We start from the raw sequence: 20,282 nt of genomic DNA on the forward strand, positions 1-20,282 counted from the left end.
GCTACATCCCCCTGCGCCCCCTTCAAAGGGGGAATGGGTGGCGCCAGTATTCCAACAGGTAGCTTAAAATTAGTTTACGTTTTTTTGATTCATTACACTAGGTGCAGCATCCACAATAGCCTGCGTCGGCTTTCGCGCCCCATTCAAGGCCGGGAAAACAGGTTTGCATTTTTTTTAGACTTCCTCAAAAAAAACACAATTGCTCCTTTCCGATGGTAGGATTGTTCGTTTTTGTGTGAACAAACCCCGAAAGGGAAGCAGATCCTCCGTTTCATTATTCGTTACTGGTTATAAGCTGGCAAGGATATTGGCGATAGCAAGCAGCCTCGAATCTTCGAAAATACAGAGCAAAAACAACGGTTTTGCAAAGCCATCTAAAAGAGAAACGTTGACACTTGGGTAAAAAGCGCCTTTCAAGTGAATAGCCCAGCAGTCCCTCTTTTCTAAAAAAATCCATTTTTTTTGTCATAGAACCGCCAGGCTCGGGTGTAATAGGTATTGAAACGAGGAAATAATTTAACGCTGAATGTCGAAAAGAATGAACGATAATATACCCTGGGAGCTGCTGGCCCGATATTTTGCCGGTGAACTAGACAGTGAGGAGAAGCGATCTATGGAGTCCTGGATTAACGAAGAACCGAAGCGGGAAAAAAAGGTGGAGGAGCTTCGTGAGGTCTGGGAACAGTCACGTATTCCCGGCTACCAGGTCGATCCCGAAAATGCCTGGAAAAGGCTCGTAAAGGATATGGACCGGCTCGATCGCGGTTCTGAGCAGGTCGGCCAAATACTGCGTGAGCAAAAATTGCCGCAGGCGCCCACTCAGCATACGCACTCCCATTCACACAAAGTCGTTCGGCGGTTGGTGATGGTAGCGGCCGCGGCGGCGGTGATGCTGGCTGCCGGACTTTTTACGTATAGTAATTACAATGAACTAACCTCTCAGGACAGCGAATCCGCAGAAATTGCCAAACGGGAAATCGTCGCCCAAAATGGGGAGCGGGCGACCTACATTTTAAGTGACGGTTCCAGGGTGGTTCTCCACGCGGGCAGCCGCATGGAGGTCCCCCTCTCCTTTAATTCAGGGGAAAGAGAACTGTTTTTGGAGGGGGAGGCTTATTTCGAAGTCACGCATGATGAATCGAAGCCCTTTACCGTACATTCCGAAAGTGCATTTACCCGTGTGCTGGGGACCAAATTTTTGTTAAAAGCATGGCCGGATGAGCGTAATGAGGTCGAAGTTGTGGTTTCGGAAGGAAAGGTGGCGCTGGGCCGGGAACCCGCGGAGGAAGGTGCTGGCTCGAAACAGGCGATTGTTACCAAAAACAAAATCGGCAGGGTTAGCAGTGAAAGTGACCCGGAGGTCCTCTCCGGTGTTGACATGAACTGGTACATGGGGTGGACCGAAGGCAAGCTCATCTTTAAAGACAGGCCGCTCAGTCAGATTATTCCCAAACTGGAGCGGTGGTACGCCATTGAGATAAGAACCGAAAATGACGCGATAGCCCGCAAGAGGCTCACCGCGGAAATTGATTACAGCCAGTCGATGAGTGAGGTACTGAAGGGTATTGCATTGTCGCTGGATTTAAAAGTTCAGAAGAAAGAACGGACAGTCATTTTTCAAGCACAACATGAAAGTGACCAAGAGTAATATGGTCAAACTGGTAATGAGATAAATCAACTCTAATTTATCAAAATTAAAATGGGATAGTTTATGAAAAAGCTAGTGATACAACTCATGGGGATACTGTTGCTGACAGTAATGGTAGTACCGGGACTGCTGGCACAACAAGGGAACGAGAAGAAAGGTGCTTCGGCGCTGGTTTTGTCAAACGGTAAAACGGTGTGGCAGGACAGTGATACCGACAAGATCCTGGATCAGCTTATCAGCATTGATATTAAAGAGGCCGGCCTGGAACAGGCCCTGCAGGTTCTCTCGAAGGAGGCCGATCTGAAATTGATGTACACTAAAGATGCGCTGCCGGACGATGCGGAAATAACCCTTCGGCGTACCTCCATTTCTTTGAATGATGCCCTTTGGAAGGTGTTAAAGGATACGGGCCTGCGCTTCGCCATTTCGGAGAGCGGCCAGCTGGTATTGCTGAAAAGAGAAGAGACGGCAAAGGAGATCGTGCTTGAAACTGTTTCCGGTACAGTCACCGATGCCCAGACCGGAGAAACGTTGCCTGGGGTGAATGTACTGGTTAAGGGTACGACCACAGGTACCTCCACCGACAGCGAGGGTGGATTTGAGTTGGGTGTGCCATCCCTGCAGGATACGCTGGTGTTTTCGTTTATCGGATATCAGACACAGGAGGTGCCAATCAATGGGCGAACGAGTTTCGATGTGGCGCTGCAGACGCAGGCCGTTGCTGGTGAGGAGCTGGTGGTAATTGGGTACGGTGAACAGCGAAGAGCTGATATGTCGGGATCGGTTTCCTCGGTAAGCGGCGAAGATCTTAGCCAGGTTTCAACAACTTCTGTGGATCAAGCACTTATCGGTCAAACGAGTGGCGTGCTTGTTTCTGGCAGTAGCGGTCGTCCGGGATCAACGCCACGTATTCGTATTAGGGGCAGTGGATCGATAGTAAGCGATAATTCTCCGCTTTATGTGATCGACGGTATGCCGGTGTACCCTAACAATAATCGTGTAGCGGGCTTGGCCGATAATCTGACAAATAATCCACCCAACCTGTTGGCATCCCTGAATCCGGATGATATAGAGTCAATTGAAGTATTAAAAGATGCTTCCGCTACCGCCATTTATGGTGCACGAGGGGCCAATGGCGTAGTACTAATAACTACCAAGGGTGGACGTGGAGGAGATGTTCAGTTTAATGTGGACTGGTATTCCGGCGTGCGCCAGATCAATAACGAAATTGATCTTCTGAGTGCCGGTCAGTATGCACAGCTTACAAACGACTGGGCGGAACAAGTGGGTGTAAACCAGCCGTATAACCAGGATCAGATCAACAGCTTTACAAGTGGTGAGGCAGGGACCGACTGGCAAGACGAGGTATTCAGAAATGCCGCCTTTCACAATCTGACTATCTCTGCCAGTGGAGGCACGAATAACTTGAGGTATTATCTTTCCGCTAATTACCTGGATGAAAACGGTATTGTAATTGAAAACAATATGAAGCGGTTTTCTCTCCGGCCCAATCTTGATATAGATGTTTCAGACAACTTTACCGTTAAAAGCAATATGTCACTCTCCTATACGCTGGACGGGACGGTACCATTTGGTGGACGTGGTCCTAATACTGGACCTGGGGTTATGATTAGCACGGTACAATTTAATCCGACTGACCCGATTCGGAATAGTGATGGATCTTTTCATTTAATTCCTACTAGAGGACTTGGGCAGATAACAAATCCGGTTGCATTAGCCGAAACCCAAGAGCTGGAATACCGCACCTTCAGAGCGTTGGGTTCAGTGTCCGGTGAATACAATTTCACGGATCAATTTAGCGGAGAAGTCAAACTGGGATTTGATAATACTGCCAGGCAGGAAAATCACTTCTTCCCCAGGGAAACGACCCTTTTGGGGCAAGAAACAGGTGGACAGGCAACAAAGGTAACCGCAGACAATCTCTCCTGGTTAACTGAATTTCTGCTCCGATATAACGGGCAACTTAGTAATAATCATCGGTTGAACGTGGTTGGCGGTTTTACAGCTCAGGAAGAGCGGCTGGAAATTTTTAGTGCTGGCCGTAAAGATTTTGTTACGAGTGCGTTCGGGACTCATAACTTATCCGGAGGGGCCACGGAAATAATTCCCAACTCGTCGCTTACCAAATCTTCTTTGGCCTCATTTTTGGGACGGGTTAATTATACGCTCATGGATAAGTATATCCTGACCTTCACCAGCCGTTATGACGGTTCCTCTCGATTTGGTGAAAATAACAAATGGGGTTACTTCCCCTCCGGTGCAGTAGCATGGCGTCTTTCGGAAGAGTCTTTCATGGAGAGCATTCAATTTATCAGTGAACTGAAGTTGCGGGCCAGTTACGGTATTACCGGTAATCAGGAGATTGGGATCTACCAGTCATTGCCGGTATTTGGTACCGTAAGTGAGTCCTTTGGCGGCCAGGGAGCCGTTGGCGTGCGGCCGGCCCGACTGGGAAATCCCAATTTGACCTGGGAGGAGACCCGGCAGTTGGATATTGGATTGGACGCGAGCCTGTTTGAGGATAGGCTGGATCTGTCGGTGGATTATTATGACCGCGATACCGAAGATCTACTGTTGAATTTTCCATTACCAAATGAATCGGGATTGGGTAATGTACTGTTAAATTCAGGAGAAGTTAGTAACAATGGTGTTGAATTTTCGGGCAGTACCCATATCCCGGCCGGAGAATTTCAATTGAACCTGAAGGCTAACTATTCATTCAACAATAATGAAATAAGAAACCTGGCCGGTCTGGATACGGTTATTACGGGTCAGTTTGGCACACAGGCACTGATTACGGGAGAAGCCCAAAGCTCGTTTTACTCATATGACGTGCAAGGTATATGGCAAGAGAACGAAGCCCAGCAAGCGGCCGAATTCGGGCGACAACCCGGCGATTTCAAGTATCGGGATGTCAACGGTGACGGGCGATATACCGGGGAAGACCGTACAGTTCTCGGACAAGCGGAACCGAAATATCATTACGGTTTTAACGTGGGTCTAAACTACAAGGGTTTTGACCTGAATATGTTTTGGCAAGGAGCTGGCGGTCATAAAATATCCAACCGAACCCGGTTTGAGCTGTTATCTGCCTATCAGGGTAATGTAAATACTATAACTGAACGCCTAGACTACTGGCGCCCAGAAAATCCGAATAATACGGTTCCATCTTTATTAACAGCGGACCCATTTTTTGATAAAAATCAACGGAATATCGGTCAATATATTGAGGATGGAGACTACCTGCGTCTTAAAAGTCTTACGCTGGGCTATAATTTCACGGCAGAAATGCTTCAGAATTTAAATGTGAGAAGCCTGCGTATCTATGTAAGTGCACAAAACCTGCTTACAGTGACCGGTTATGAAGGGCAGGATCCGGAAGTTGTTGGCGTAGATAGATACAACTATCCGTTCACCAGATCGTTCCGGGGCGGACTGAATGTTGGCTTTTAATTCCGATCAGATGCAGCGTAGTAATAAAAACCATAAGCACTTATTTATTATGAAGAAATTAATAACATACATCGGTAAAGTAATGGTACTGTCCATATTGATTATGGGCCTTGGCTGCGAAAACTTTTTGCAAGAAGAACCGAAATCTTTTATTGGGCCCTCTACCTTTTTTCAAACTCCTGCTGATGCGGAAGCGGCTGTTATCGCGGGATATGATGAATTGGGGGCCTTTAATCCCGGTACATTTGGCTGGTGGAGAGCGTGGACGTTTGAAATTCTTAACGATGATTGGGATACACGTCCGGAGGTGGCAGCAAATAACAGCCGAAACTTAGGTCGATATATAACTTTCGATCCTGATGCACCGCTACTTGCGAGTGTATATGACTCATGGATACATGGAATGAATACATTTTCCACGGCTATAGATGGCATTAACGAGATGGAAGACTTTGATGGTAAACAAGCCCTGATTGCAGAAGCCAAATTTTTACGGGCCTATCACTATTTTGTTCTCGTTCGGCTGTTTGGACCTGTACCGATAATTGACCAGGCATTGGGGGCAGAGGAGGCCCGGAACCTGCCGCGTGCTGGCTCAGAGGAGGAAGTGTATGAGTTGATTATCAGCGACTTGGATGCAGGTGTCCAGGATCTCCCGGAACAAGCTGTTGCTCCGGGTCGAGCCACCAGGTGGGCGGCCATGGGGTTGCTTGCCAAAGTTCATCTCACACTGGAAAACTGGTCAGAAGCTGCACAACTGGCACAATCTGTTATCCAGAATAGCCCACATCAGTTGCTGGAAGAATACACGCAGATTTTCAGTGAAGATAATGAAAATAATTCTGAATCTATTTTTGAGATACAGATGGAGGTCGGTAACGAACGTTCCAATCAAGTGGGACAGTGGCCAAGGGGAATAGGAGCTAACGGGGATCAGGACTATTTCTTGGGCCCTAATTGGGGCGGTGTTTATATTGCAACGCAAGATCTTCTGGATGATTTTGAGTCAGGAGATGAACGACGTGCTCTAATCGATACTATGGTGACGCGAAACGACGGTACTGAAATAATATTCAATGCTGATGGAGCGACGCCATGGTATTCTCTCAAAAGAGTACCTTCTGCTTATATTGAAGGTCGCGAAGCCAATAATAATTCCGGTTACAATTTTATCTACCTTCGTTTGGGAGAAATCTATCTAATTGCGGCCGAAGCTGAGAATGAAGTTAACGGTCCCGGCAATGCCTATCAATACATTAATCCAGTACGAGAACGAGCGGGATTATCTCCTCTTTCAGGGTTAACCCAGCAGGAGTTCCGACAGGCTGTCAGAAAAGAGCGCCGAACAGAGCTATTCGACGAGCGAAAGCGCCTGTTTGATTTGTACCGTTGGGGTACTGTTATCGAAAGGGTTAATGAGGCGAGACCGGATGCGCAGATACAGTCGCACCACACCCTTTGGCCAATACCGACGAATGCCCTGGATAATAATCCGCAATTGACACAGAATCCAGGATACTAGATGATCTAAGATCATATCCCAACCCTCCTCCCCTACCTTGGCTTATAATTTTACCGTGGATGGGGGGGTATTTTTTTACTAGTCAAATGTGAGGAAGTAAATTGGAGAATACTGAATGTTCTGACAGATCTTAAATTCTTCGATAAATACGTCTTTTAGTATTCTATAAAAAGTTTAAAACCAATGAAACGTAAAACCTTTATCCAATTAGTTGGATCTGGATTGTTGACTACTGGCTTTAATAACAGCCAATCATTTATAACTACATCGAATGATAAATTATTAAAATGGGTGAAAGCCAATAAAAGTTCATTATTTACCCAATGTTATGGACAAGGCGAACCATTTGTTAAATCAGAAACACTCGGTTTGTTAAATGCCCAGTGTATTTTATTGGAAAATGGAGAAGAAGATGATAAGATTGCCCTATCTCCGGGAAGAGAGAAGGCAGAAAAAAAACAAATTGCAGTTCATTTACGCCATCGGTTATATGACGTTCATCCCGAAGGTGGAGAAGATTTGTTGGAAGCCAGTTTGGTAATTCGCAATAAAAGCCGGAATACCCGCCAGCTGAGGCTGCAATTCACCACTTCAGCGCAGTCATCCTCCAAATTTTCGAAGCAACATATTTACATACCGGTCTCTGCCGCAGGACTAAATCGGGATAAAAGATTAAGTGCGTTGGGTAGCCTGAATTTTTTTACTGAATGCAACCAAGCAGTTGGAATGGGTGATTTTGAATGCCATTACATGGAACCAATGGCCAGTAATCCGAAAAGGGAATCCACTCAAGCTATGATATTGGCACCGGTGGTCGTAAGTCATTATCCTGATACCACCTGGAATGTGGCAATATTCACCAGTGCAGAAGAGGCGTTTGAATTTAAGACTACAAAAGACAAGCAGCATACTATTGGTTGGATAGCCGGGAAGCAGTTACAATTAGCTCCCGGAGAGGAGGTATCGTTTAGGTGTTATTTGTACATATATCAAGGAGATGCCGGTGAGGCATGGACAGCCTTTCATAAATTAGCTTACCCCAAAAATTTACAAACTCCCGATTGGTTATATGAGGCAAAAGTACACTATTATGATTTTCTTTCCTCTGCCATCGGAGAAAACGGTAAAAGGGGGAATGGTTACGAGGCAGATCTGGCATATTTCAAGGATTTTCATGTTGGCATGGCGACACAGCATGGCTATTATCCATATTTAGGGGATTATATTCAACCTGACCGAAAGCAATGGTTGGCGATGAAGGGCGATTCGCAGGGGGCAGTGGAGATGTCGTTGCAGAAAATGCAAGAACGAATTGCCCAAACTCGCAGGCAGGGTAGCCGGGCTGCAATATATCTTCATGCCGTGATGCTTGATGAGGGTTCCCCAATATTTCAAGAGTTTAAAGATGCCAGGCTGGTCGATAAAGAGGGAAAACCCGTCTCTTATGGTTGGAGTGGACCTGATACGGCAAAAAATAATTGGAATATGTCTTTTGCCTCGAAACAATGGTCCTCCCATTTATTAAAACAGGCCGAACTCATAATGGAATTGCTGGATACTGATGCCATTGTCGTGGATGAAACGTTTATGTGCCTGGGATATGACTGGCACCCCGACAGGAAGGGGGCTTTATCTCAGCACAGTATTTCTTTTTTCAAAAACCTGTATGAGCTTGTTCATTCATATGGTTCGGATAAGGCGTTGTTAAGTAGTGATGTAAGTATGGCAAACATGGGTATGTGGTGTGATGGAGAAGCAGGTGATCACACCTATGGACCCTTACTGGGAGACCCATTATATAGAAAAGAACCGATTCGTTATCAAAGTGTTTTGGGAGACAAGCCGTGGCTGCCCGGAGCATGGTTCTTCGTTAAATTTTGGGAAGAGCAAATGGATCTTGCTCGGAAAAAGAAAAATGCCGGTGTAGGTGTGGGTAATGGATGGAAAGAGTTTACAGGACTGCATGCGCTTCCTCATAATGAGGCAAATAAAATTAAAAATGATATTAAGTCTATTATTTGATCAGTGATTTCCACATGAATTACATTAGAGAATTAGCCTACGGCCTTTTCTGCGTAGCTGACGCAACAGTCTATAAAATATTCATTGGAAATTAAACTATTAGAAAATTTCTTATTTCAGATTTTATGAAAGTAAAAAAATATGTATACATACTTTCCTTTTTGGTTTTCATAATCCTTTGGAAAGGAATTAAAGCTGCCGATAATGAATCTAACCAAAGGCCTAATATTATTTTAATCGTTGCCGATGATCTGGGTTATAAAGATCTGACTTCTTACGAAAGTGATCTTTATGAGACACCTAATATCGATCGGCTTGGACAAAAGGGGGCAATGTTTACCAATTCGTATGCGGCAGCATCGGTATGCTCTCCTACCCGAGCCAGTATTATGACCGGTAACTATCCGGCCACACTGCATTTAACCGAGCATCTGCGGTATTATCCATATGAATCACGCGCGTCCGATAAGGTGATACCTCCTGAAATCGTAGATAACCTACCATTGGAGGAGGTAACTATTGCAGAAGTGCTTAAAGAAGCTGGATATGTTACGGCCCATATTGGCAAGTGGCACCTTGGTGGAGAGGGATATCTACCGACTGATCAGGGGTTTGATATCAATTTAGGTGGTAAGCGGTCGGGTATGCCGGGATCGTATTTTTATCCATTCAAAAGCAAAATTTTTGAGTATCCGGAATTGGAAAAAATAGCCAAAGAGGGAGACTATTTAACGGACGTACTCACCCGGGAAGCGGTTCAGTTTATCGAGAATAACAGGGAAAATCCATTTTTCCTGTATCTGCCTTATTTCATTCCCCATACGCCGATTGAGGCTAAAGCCACTCTGGTTGACAAGTATGTGCAAAAACTTCGGGATAAGCCGGCCTTAAATCATAATGATCCCACATACGCGGCAATGATTGAGACGCTGGATGAGAATGTAGGCAAAGTGATGAGATCATTGGAATACCGTGGCATAGATGATAATACGATGGTGATTTTTATATCTGACAACGGCGGGGTGTATTACGAAGCAGGCGGGTTATATCGGGACAGTTTTAAGCTCACCTCTCAAGCTCCGCTAAGATCCGGTAAAGGATATTTGTATGAAGGCGGGATACGAGTACCACTGTTGATTACATGGCCCGGAGTAATAGAGGAGGGTAGCGTCATTCATGAACCGGTTATCAGCAATGATCTTTTCCCTACAATTGTAAACATGGTAAATAAAAGGGATGATCAGGACTTTAACGAGATGGAACACGAGGGAGAGAATCTGATGCCTCTTCTTTTGGGTACGCAAGACAAGTTAAAAAGAAAACAGCTATTCTGGCATTCACCTCACTATACAAATCAGGGTGCAAAGCCATCTGGTGCCATCCGCAGTGGCAAATACAAGTTAATTGATTTTTATGAAGATGGGCGACTTGAACTGTACAATTTAAAAGAAGATGTAAGTGAAAAAAATAATTTAGTTGACGAGAAGCCGGAAATAACGCAACGACTTCATGAGGCTCTGAAGAACTGGCGGCAAAAAGTTAATGCGCAAATGCCTAAGCCAAATCCAGATTATCAAAAAAGTCAAAAATAGTAGTTGGAAGAACTTCCAAGAATCCCCTTCCCCAAAATCAGGTTTTTAATTTTATGCAAAGAGAAGTTCAAATTTTCGGTCATATTCTGCTGATTATCGTGTTATTTGGTATTTGTACAGAGCCACTGGCTGCCCAACCACAGCAGCAGTATCAGCTTCGCTCCCCGAATCAACATATTGGAATAAATATTGAAGTACATGATGAGCTGACCTATGCCCTTACCTACAAGGGGAAATCGGTTATCACCCCTTCAGCTATATCTTTAACGCTTGAAGGAGAGGCGCCGCTTGGTGTAAACCCGGAGGTGGTCGACACCAAAATGATAACCAAAAATTCGCAGGTCGAGTCCCCCTTTTATAAAAAGGCGCAGGTGGATGATCATTTTGAGGAATTGTCTTTGAAGTTTAAACGAGGGTATGAGGTTATTTTTAGGGCGTATAATGATGGATTTGCCTATCGTTTTGTTACAGAGCGAAAAGACAGCCTGACTATTGTAGATGAACGGGGAGATATTCATTTTGCCCACAATTATAATAGTTATTACCTGAAGAGTAATAGCACTACCACTTCGTACGAGGGAATTTACCATCAAGACCGGATCGACCAGTTTAATCCTTCCCCCTACTACCTGCTGCCCATCGTCTTAGAGGGAGAAGAACAATTAAAAATGGCCGTGCTTGAAGCAGATCTGTATGACTATCCCGGTGGTTTTCTAAAAAAACATCCGAACGATTCTACACGGTTTTACTGGGAATTCCCAAATGTACCCCAATATGTACGTACCAGTGGCTATCGCAATTATTCTCGGGTACCCGTATCTAGCAGGAACTTTATTACACAAACAGAGGGCAATAAAGAATTTCCGTGGCGGGTATTTATTCTAACGGAAAGCGAAACCTCGCTACTAAACAATGATATGGTCTATAAGCTGAGCCGGGGACCGGATACCGGCAGAGATTTTAGCTGGGTCAAACCCGGGACCATATTGTTTGAATGGTGGCATGTAGCCAAACTGTACGGGGTGGATTTTGAATCAGGCATCAATACCCAAACCTATAAATACTACATCGATTTTGCTGCTGAACATGGCATACCGTACGTAAATATAGATGAAGGATGGTCGGATTATTATGATATTCTGAAGACGGGGGAGGATCTGGATATGGCCCAGTTGACCAGCTATGCCCGTCAGAAAGGAGTGGGCTTGTTCCTGTGGGCGGCTTATAGCACAATTGATCCGGTAATGGAACAAGCGTTTGATCTGTTTGAGCAGTGGGGTATTGCAGGGGTTAAAATTGATTTTATGAACCGGCAGGATCAGCCGATGATCCGGTTCTACGAGCGGGCGGCCCGCCAGGCAGCCGAGCGGAAACTGATGGTGAATTTCCACGGGGCCACCAAACCCACCGGCCTGCCTAAACGATATCCCAATGTAGTCAATTACGAGGCCGTACGGGGCCTGGAATACAATAAAATTGACGATTCCGGCATTGGAGCCACCCCGGAATATGCCGTTACGGCCCCTTTCATTCGTATGCTGGCCGGAGCGATGGATTATCACCCCGGGGCCGTACGAAATGCCACGGATGAAAATTTTCGGGTCATATTTAACAATCCCATGAGCCGGGGTACACGAACTCACCAGATGGCCATGTACATCATTTTTGAAATGCCTCTGGCTATGCTTTCGGATTCTCCGACCAGATATAAAGAAGAGGAAGATATGCTGGATTTTCTCTCCAGCGTACCCACGACCTGGGATGAGACGATTGCCCTGGAAGGCAGCATTGGTGAATACGCAGTCATCACTCGTCGCAAGTCAGATGTATGGTATGTTGGGGGGCTAACGAACGGCAAAAGGTCCAATGCCGAGGTTAATTTGTCATTTTTGCCTTCTGGCAGGTACCAGGCTGAAATCTACAAAGACGGGCCAAACGCCCATCAGCGTGCAGTCGATTATCAGCGGCTGCAACGGGAGGTAACCGCCCAAAGCACCATCAGCGTGCCGATGGCAAAGGGAGGTGGATTTGTAATTGTATTAGAGCCCATAAATTAAATCACAAGGACATGTATTACTATAAGTGGGGGGGTAAATTGTTACAGCAGTGGTCTTTCCTCTTCGTACTTTTTCTTGTAATTCCACAAACAGACAGCTACGGGCAACATAAGGAAGAGAAACAACCAAACCGGCCTAATATCCTATTAATCATTTCCGATGATCAGTCGTGGCCTCATGCCGGTGCCTATGGAGCCGACTGGATAGATACTCCTAACTTTGATCGGATTGCCGATCAAGGTACCTTGTTTCATAATGCGTTTGCTTCCGCCCCATCTTGTGCTCCGTCGCGGTTTTCTATTCTAACCGGTCGACCCTTTTATCTAAACCAGGAAGGGGGTATTCATGGTGGATTCATGCCCAATAAATATCCGTTATTTACTCATCTATTGAAACAAAACGGATATCATGTGGGAGCAACCGGAAAGGATGTGGGGCCATTTCACACCCCTGAAAATGAAGAACTCCGGTATAAAACTCATCCCTTGGTAACCCGGTACAATACCATAACAAACCATGATCGAATGATTCATCGAAGCGGTATTGACTATGCAGAAAATTTTCGTCACTTCATGAAAAAGCGAGAATCAGAAGACCCTTTCCTTTTTATATTTAACAGCTTTGAACCTCATCGCCCATACAAGATTAATAGTGGCAGGGGGCAAGGAAAGACGATTGATCAAGTTGAAGTGCCTGATTTTCTACCGGATCATCCCGAAGTCAGAGCTGATTTGCTGGACTATGCCTATGAAATTGAAGCCTTTGACAAAGATATTGGTCGTTTTATACAAATTTTAAAAGAGACGGGAGCCTATGATAACACGCTGATTATTGTTACTTCTGATAATGGCATGCCGTTTCCTAACGCTAAAATGCAATCCTATGAATTCGGGCACCATGTGCCGTTGGCAATCAGTTGGCCGGGCCAGATCAGGCCTGGAAGAGAAGTACATGATTTGGTAACCCTGCCACAATTGGCACCTACAATTTTAGAAGTTGCCGGTATTCCGGTTCCCGTATCCATGACCGAGCCTGGTTTATATGATATTCTAACATCAAAAGAAGATGGATTGATCAAACCCAAAAACGATTTGATTGCCTGGGGGAAGGAAAAGCATAATCTTGCCCGGAAAAAAAATCTTGGGTATCCTATTCGGGCTGCACGTACTCATAAGTATTTATATATCCGGAATTTCACACCTGAGCGGTGGCCTGCTGGTAATCCTCCCTATTATGTGGACTGGTTCTGGTGGCCTGGCCTGCAGACTAACCGAACGGCCAGAACCATCTTGCAACATATGGCAATATCACCACTAGCAGATATACTTGAATTGGGGACGTCTCAAGAACCTTCCTATGCTCCCTATTTCGATCTGCATACTGGCAAGCGACCGGAGGAAGAACTATACAATATCCAAAAAGACCCCTATTGTCTGATCAATCTTGCGGATATTCCGGCCTATTCAGGAAAAGTGGAGGAACTCAGAAATCGCCTGATGACCAAACTAAAATCAGAGGGTGACCCAAGAGCCTTAGGCGAAGGAGAGAAATTTGATAGTACACCTACTAGGTTTACTGTTCCTGAGGATCCGCGAACGGGAAGACCAATATTCCAGCACTTTCCTTCTCCTAAATCCTATCTGCCGGGTTATAAGCGATTTGATCACAGCAACGATTCGTTGGAGGCCAAACGACTCAGAGAGGTGCAATAGTGACTTACCTTAAGATTTAAAAATAGTTCCTATAAGATAGTAAGGAAAGTTCACCTTGCACCAGTAGCATATCGTCTGAAATAAAATAATAATTGTTCTTCGGAAGGTTCACAGTTTTATAATCGTGTATTAAACTCTTATCAATCTTTTATTTAATAAAATTAGGTTTTCAATATGGATCGCAGAGATAGTATTAAAACACTGCTGATGGGGACTTTTTCTGTTCCTTTTGCAAATTCATTAAATCTAGAGAAAGAAATTTCTTCCAGTTCTCAGGTTTCAGATATCTCTGAGCCGATGCACAGTGATTGGGCTGAATGGCCGGATATGCCCTGGGCAGGCCCGCGGTTTTGGGGCAATCGTCTGCAGGACTGGCGGATTTCTAACGGTAAAATAGAATGCATCTATAACGGGGGAAATCGTAGTCTACACTGTTTGACCCATCAATTAGATAAGAGGTCTGAGGATTTTAATATAAGTGTTGAAGCAGAAATGGGTGTTAATAATCCATCTGAGAAAGATTATATAGGTCTGCGTCTGGGGGCGATAGCAAAAGATGAACCAGTTCCAGTTACTTTTTCAGATTATCGGCGGGATGCTGTATTTGGTAAAGGCTTGGATGCAGGCATAACAGGAAATGGTCGGCTGTTTATCGGTGAAAACAAAAGTTCTTGTACCATAGTATTGGAATCCCCTATTCGTCTGGAAGTACATGGTGAAATATCCGGCAGGCTGTATAAACTTGTACTTAAAGCCAAAGACGTAGCTACAGGACGTCATTTGGGACAGCTTGTATCCAATAATATTGCACCTGGAAACTTAACCGGGAATGTAGCATTGGTATCCCATTTTCCTTCTCAGGCAGTTGAATGGCCTACAGTATCTTCTCGATTTTCCGACTGGAGGCTATCCGGTAGCAAGTTCGTTTCCCGTGCCGGCCAGGCCTATGGCCCAATCTGTTTCGCCCAATACACGTTGAACAGAAGCACGTTGAAAGTAACTGCCCAATTAGCATCCGTTGAGGCCATACCTGGGCATAAGGTAACATTCCAAATAAGAGATAGGGGAAAATGGAGAAGTTTGGAGGAAATAACAATGCATGCGTTAGCGAGAACCGTCCATTTTCGTGTTGAAAAGTGGTCTTATAGCAATGATGTCCCTTATCGAATATTGTTGGAGCTTCCATTGAACAATACCACCCGGCGATATACTTATGAAGGGACGGTTGCATCGGAACCGGTATCGGCTGAGAAGGTGAAAGCTGCTATGTTTAGCTGTAACTATAATTGGGGATTCCCAAATAGTGAGGTAGTTCGCAATGTTGCCAAACACCAGCCTGATATGGCTATATTTTTAGGAGATCAATTCTATGAAGGACACCCCGGTTTAGGGGTAGAACGAACGCAAAATCTGGAGTTAGCTACTCTGGATTACCTGAATCACTGGTATATGTTTGGGTGGTCGTACCGGGATATATTTCGTCATATTCCCTCGGTATTTATTCCTGATGATCACGATGTTTATCATGGAAATTTATGGGGGGACGGGGGAAGGCAGGCTCCGGTAGAAGAGGGATATGGATATATGTCACAGGATGAAGGAGGTTATCATATGCCTGGCGATTGGGTCAAAATGGTTGAACGAACACAAACCAGTCACTTACCTGATCCGTTTGATCCGACGCCTGTGAAGCAAGATATCGGAGTGTATTACACTGACTGGACATATGGTGGAGTCAGCTTTGCGATTATTGAAGATCGTAAGTTTAAATCGGCGCCGGATGATGTTCTGCCGTTCGATGTTCAGAATGGATTTCCCCAAGATCCTGAAATCGATTTTACTCGTTACTATAATATCGAGGCTGATTTGCTAGGAGAACGACAACACCGGTTTTTAGAGGAGTGGACAAAAAACTGGGGAGGTGAGACACAATTAAAGGTGGTATTATCACAGTCTCCTTTTTGTGGGGCCCATACGATGCCTCCGGGAACCACTGGAGATTTGAATGTGCCAGAGCGCCCGATACCCGAACGGGGAGAATATCCGCAGGGCGATGTACCTGCCCCGGATATGGATACCAACGGCTGGCCTCAAAAGCAGCGGGACCAAGCGCTGCGAATAATTCGGAAGAGCTTTGCCTTCCATGTGGCTGGTGACCAGCATTTGGCAAGTATTTTACACTATGGAGTGGACAATTTTGGTGATGCAGGCTATGTATTTACACTGCCTGCTCTGAATAATGTTTGGCCCCGTCGCTGGTGGCCAACGGTTGAGAAAGATCACAAACCACTTCCAGGACAACCTAAATATACCGGTAATTTTAGAGATGCCTTTGACAATAAAATAACGGTTTTATCGGTCGCCAACCCTGTAAAAACCGGTATGAAACCTGGTGTGATCTATGATCGTGCTCCCGGATATGGCATACTTATATTTGATAAAGAGGAGCGAGTAATCCGTAGCGAGTGCTGGCCCCGCCATGTTGATCCCATTGATAATCCGGAAGGCCAATATGGGGGGTGGCCGGTTATTATAAACCAGCAGGAAAATTATGGGCGATATGCCTATGGTTATTTACCTGAAATAGAAGTCAAAGGGTTGAAAGATCCTGTTCTACAGGTTTTTAAACAAGAAACTGGAGAATTGGAATATGCATTGCGCATCAAAGGGCAATCTTTTCGTCCGGAAGTGTATGAAAACACACGATACAGTATAAGAATTGGTGAACCCGACAAAGATATCTGGAAAGAGTTTCACGATCTTCGCCCGAGACCTAAAAACAATTCAACGACAAAGATTAAATATTCATTTGATAAAAATTGAATTAGAGTATCGGTATCTAACTTTGATGAGTTCAATGTATAGCAATGATCGCTTGATTGTTCTTTTCCAATGTAAATACTGATTTCTAAACCATTAACATCTATTAAATATCAATGCAATTATCACAAACGTTTATTGGATTACTATTACTATTGTTTACGGGATTATCTTGCAATTCTCAGAATTTATCACAGGATAAAGAGCGATCAGAGAGGCTGAATAGACCCAATATCCTTCTCATCGTCTCAGATGATCAGGGATATGGTGATTTCGGCAGCTTTGGCAATAAGATTCTAAAGACTCCCAACCTGGATCAATTGCATAAGGAAAGCACCTACTTTTCCGAATTTCTTGTCAGTCCTGTTTGTACGCCTACCCGGGCTTCCCTGATGACAGGTCGCTATAACTATCGCACGGGCGCTTGGGATACATGGAAAGGACGCATCAATATGCATACCGATGAGGTTACGATAGCCGAGGCTCTTAAAAAAGAGGGATACAATACTGGGTTGTTTGGAAAATGGCACCTGGGCTATAACTATCCGATGCGCCCGTTGGATCAGGGGTTCGATTATGTGATACGCCATGAGCAGTATGTCAAACCAGACAGCAACAGGGTAGATCCGATAATGGTGGTTAATGGTAAGCTTGAACAGCGACGTGGGTTTATGGAGGATATCATTTTCGATGAAGCTATTCACTGGATTGAACGACAATCCCGGGAACATTCCCCTTTCTTTGCGCTTGTTACAAGCTATATGCCACATACCTTTTCAAATGACCTCCCTCAAGTACCTGAAAAGTACGTTGAGGATTACAAAGATAATCCTTTTTTGGCTCAACACACCAAGGAAGTTTATGGAATGCTTGCCAATCTTGATCAAAACGTAGGTCGATTGATGGGGACACTGGATAAGCTCAATATCAATAAAAATTCGGTTGTCATTTATCTTTCTGACAATGGTCCGCAACGAAGTGGACCGCATGGTACTGGAGCCCAAGACAGATATAACCTGGGATTACGGGGCGGAAAAGGGTCAATATATGACGGCGGAATAAAAGTACCAGCTTTTTTTCGGTGGCCGGGTCATTTTCAGCCCGGCCGAAAGATTGAAACCTGGGGTGCTCATATTGACATTTTTCCTACGATATTGGATATAGCTGACGTTCCACAACCGGATTCGATAAAAATTGATGGAAGGAGTCTGCTTCCATTACTGGAAAACAGGAATATCTTTTGGCAGGAACGAACCTTTTACAACCAATGGCCACGGGGTGAAGTCCCTAAAATGTGGATGAACAGTACAGTACGGGAAGATACCTTCAAACTAGTAAATGGAAAGGAGCTGTATAACATTCAGAATGATCCCCATGAACATTTTAATATTGCTGACCGTCATCCTGATGTTGTCAAACGGATGCGATCTTCGTATAAGCAGTGGTTTAATGAAGTAAGCAGCGGCAGAGGATTTACAACAAGTCCCACAATTATCGGTTCACCCAAACAGAGACGGATTACCCTTCTATTTTGGAACCGTGGTGCCGACGGTTGGCCGGTTCACATTGTGGATGAGGGGCCTTATGACATAACAGTAGAAAATGTGCAATATGAGCTCTTTCCAAAAGGTGCTGAATTGGTATTGCAATTTGGTGATACTACGTTCCGGAAGCCGATAAAACAGGGAGAAGAAGAAATCACATTTAAAAACATTCATCTCCCAGAGGGAGAAATGAACTATACCATGTGGACCGAAGGGGAAAAAATATACAGAGAAGCAAATTGGGGGTTGGAAGATTTGGGATATCGTAATGTGATCATTGAATTACAATAATAATTGATCTACTCATTTTCATCAATTTCAACCTAAATTTCTTAATCAAAAAAATAAAATATATGCGAGGTAAAACCATGCGGGTACTAACAGGGCTAATTGGATTAATTTTTTTAATGGGTATTTCGTGCGAAACCGATAATCCTGAAATGGACGTAAAACGCTCGGGAGGTTCAGAAAAACCCAACATCATTTTCATGTTAGCTGACGATTTGGGATATGGAGATATATCCAGTTATGGAAGTGTACTGGTAGAAACCCCCAATATTGATGGACTGGCCCAGGAGGGAATGAGATTTACCCGCTTCTACGCTGGTTCAGCTGTCTGCACACCCTCCCGGGCGGCCATGCTAACTGGAAATTTCCCACTACGCTATGATATCCGACAGCATTTTCCAGATGACAACAGTCATCTGCCCTCAGGTGTACAAACTCTTCCCTCCCTTCTGAATGAGGCAGGATATGGGACAATTCATATTGGAAAATGGCATCTAGGGGGGCTGCGCATAAATGATATTGAGGCTCGTCAAGAGGGGAATCGGGCTCTGCCGGGACCGCTGGAACACGGTTTCGACCATTACCTGACGAACATTGAAGGCCCCTCCATACGGCCTGAGCTTATCCAGCAGCGGAGGCTCTACCGCGAAGGGGGCCATTCCATGCTGCGGGATGATGAGCGCGCGGAACCGACTGACCGGCACTGGACCGACATTAAAGGGGATGAGGCAATTCGATGGATCGAAGAGTACCACCAATCGAATACCCCGTTTTATATAAATTTATGGTTTGATGTGCCTCATACCCCCTACGAGCCGGCCCCGGAGCCCCATCTTTCAAAATATAAAGAGATGGGAGTAACAGGGGACCAACTCTATTTCCGGTCAATGGTGTCTCACATGGACCAGCAGGTCGGGCGCATCATGGACAAACTGGAGGAGCTGGGGATTCGGGATAATACCATCCTGGTCTTCACCTCCGACAACGGTCCTGCTTTTGAGGGAGACTCCGGTCCTTTCAAGGGAGGTAAGACTGATCTGCACGAAGGGGGTATACGGGTACCGATGATCGCCTCCTGGCCGGGGCAGATCCCGGCAGGAACCCTGTCATTTGAGGCCACTCATATGGTTGATTTTTTGCCGACGCTGGCAGAAGCTGCCGGCATCGACAGCTATGAATCGGTGGATGGTATCTCCTTGTTGGATCACCTCACCCAAAAAGAACCGATCGCTGCCCGAACACTTCTATGGCAGATGGATCTTTACTCCAATCATCAAGGCCGGGGTCCCAAACCTGAGCCCTACGCCACAACGGTGGCCATGAAAGACCAGTGGAAGCTGTTGGCTGACAGCCTGAATGCTACGGAACTGTTTAATTTGAATCTGGATCATAAGGAGCTGCAAAACAAAATTGAGGAAGAGAAAAAGATCCGGGAAGAGCTCATGCAGGCTCTCGAAGACTTTCATGCATCACCTCGCAACAGGTGGCCTGTAATAGAATATTAACTAAACGCGTTTAGGGGTTAACCTTAAGCAGCCAATGCATGTTTAATGCGATTAATGGGTTCATCGTTTTGCCAATTGATGTACTGCAATAGCGTCAC

At 45.1% G+C, this 20,282-nt stretch carries 10 protein-coding genes; all 10 read left to right on the top strand.

Going from position 1 to position 20,282, the window contains the following annotated elements; genetic code table 11:
* Positions 1–538 precede the first annotated feature (538 nt).
* The 10 genes from ACG2E4_RS16925 to ACG2E4_RS16970 all read left to right on the top strand — a co-directional run bounded on the left by ACG2E4_RS16925 (position 539) and on the right by ACG2E4_RS16970 (position 20,184).
* Entirely contained in the window at positions 539–1,648 is a 1,110-nt protein-coding gene (locus tag ACG2E4_RS16925) for a FecR family protein (RefSeq protein WP_395277314.1), read from the top strand.
* Positions 1,649–1,711: 63 nt separating this feature from the next.
* The gene (locus ACG2E4_RS16930; protein ID WP_395277315.1) at positions 1,712–5,122 is read left to right on the top strand and encodes a SusC/RagA family TonB-linked outer membrane protein; all 3,411 of its coding nucleotides are present in this window, start codon (positions 1,712–1,714) and stop codon (positions 5,120–5,122) included.
* 10 nt (positions 5,123–5,132) lie between these two features.
* Positions 5,133–6,644, top strand: a complete 1,512-nt coding sequence (locus ACG2E4_RS16935) for a RagB/SusD family nutrient uptake outer membrane protein (protein ID WP_395277316.1) — start codon at positions 5,133–5,135, stop codon at positions 6,642–6,644.
* A 183-nt stretch (positions 6,645–6,827) separates the two neighbouring features.
* Positions 6,828–8,666 (top strand): hypothetical protein, encoded by a 1,839-nt coding sequence (locus tag ACG2E4_RS16940; protein WP_395277317.1) that lies wholly within the window; start codon positions 6,828–6,830, stop codon positions 8,664–8,666.
* A 125-nt stretch (positions 8,667–8,791) separates the two neighbouring features.
* Positions 8,792–10,258, top strand: coding sequence for a sulfatase (locus ACG2E4_RS16945; RefSeq protein WP_395277318.1), 1,467 nt, complete (start codon positions 8,792–8,794; stop codon positions 10,256–10,258).
* A gap of 53 nt (positions 10,259–10,311) precedes the next feature.
* Positions 10,312–12,315 carry a glycoside hydrolase family 97 protein gene (locus ACG2E4_RS16950; RefSeq protein ID WP_395277319.1) on the top strand — a complete coding sequence of 668 codons (2,004 nt, stop codon included), beginning with the start codon at positions 10,312–10,314 and terminating at the stop codon, positions 12,313–12,315.
* 11 nt (positions 12,316–12,326) lie between these two features.
* Positions 12,327–14,027, top strand: a complete 1,701-nt coding sequence (locus ACG2E4_RS16955; RefSeq protein WP_395277320.1) for a sulfatase — start codon at positions 12,327–12,329, stop codon at positions 14,025–14,027.
* 174 nt (positions 14,028–14,201) lie between these two features.
* Positions 14,202–16,850, top strand: a complete 2,649-nt coding sequence (locus tag ACG2E4_RS16960) for an alkaline phosphatase D family protein (protein WP_395277321.1) — start codon at positions 14,202–14,204, stop codon at positions 16,848–16,850.
* A gap of 113 nt (positions 16,851–16,963) precedes the next feature.
* The gene (locus tag ACG2E4_RS16965; RefSeq protein WP_395277322.1) at positions 16,964–18,682 is read left to right on the top strand and encodes an arylsulfatase; all 1,719 of its coding nucleotides are present in this window, start codon (positions 16,964–16,966) and stop codon (positions 18,680–18,682) included.
* Positions 18,683–18,831: 149 nt separating this feature from the next.
* Complete coding sequence (locus tag ACG2E4_RS16970; RefSeq protein ID WP_395277323.1) at positions 18,832–20,184, top strand: sulfatase; 1,353 nt, start codon at positions 18,832–18,834, stop codon at positions 20,182–20,184.
* The last annotated feature ends 98 nt before the right edge of the window (positions 20,185–20,282 follow it).

It is taken from the genome of Halalkalibaculum sp. DA384 (assembly GCF_043951955.1).
In the GTDB taxonomy this organism is placed as follows: domain Bacteria; phylum Bacteroidota; class Rhodothermia; order Balneolales; family Balneolaceae; genus JAMQKA01.

Coding starts and splice junctions, on each gene's coding strand:
- ACG2E4_RS16925 (WP_395277314.1), top strand. CDS start 539: ATGAACGATAATATACCCTGGGAGCTGCTGGCCCGATATTTTGCCGGT.
- ACG2E4_RS16930 (WP_395277315.1), top strand. CDS start 1,712: ATGAAAAAGCTAGTGATACAACTCATGGGGATACTGTTGCTGACAGTA.
- ACG2E4_RS16935 (WP_395277316.1), top strand. CDS start 5,133: ATGCAGCGTAGTAATAAAAACCATAAGCACTTATTTATTATGAAGAAA.
- ACG2E4_RS16940 (WP_395277317.1), top strand. CDS start 6,828: ATGAAACGTAAAACCTTTATCCAATTAGTTGGATCTGGATTGTTGACT.
- ACG2E4_RS16945 (WP_395277318.1), top strand. CDS start 8,792: ATGAAAGTAAAAAAATATGTATACATACTTTCCTTTTTGGTTTTCATA.
- ACG2E4_RS16950 (WP_395277319.1), top strand. CDS start 10,312: ATGCAAAGAGAAGTTCAAATTTTCGGTCATATTCTGCTGATTATCGTG.
- ACG2E4_RS16955 (WP_395277320.1), top strand. CDS start 12,327: ATGTATTACTATAAGTGGGGGGGTAAATTGTTACAGCAGTGGTCTTTC.
- ACG2E4_RS16960 (WP_395277321.1), top strand. CDS start 14,202: ATGGATCGCAGAGATAGTATTAAAACACTGCTGATGGGGACTTTTTCT.
- ACG2E4_RS16965 (WP_395277322.1), top strand. CDS start 16,964: ATGCAATTATCACAAACGTTTATTGGATTACTATTACTATTGTTTACG.
- ACG2E4_RS16970 (WP_395277323.1), top strand. CDS start 18,832: ATGGACGTAAAACGCTCGGGAGGTTCAGAAAAACCCAACATCATTTTC.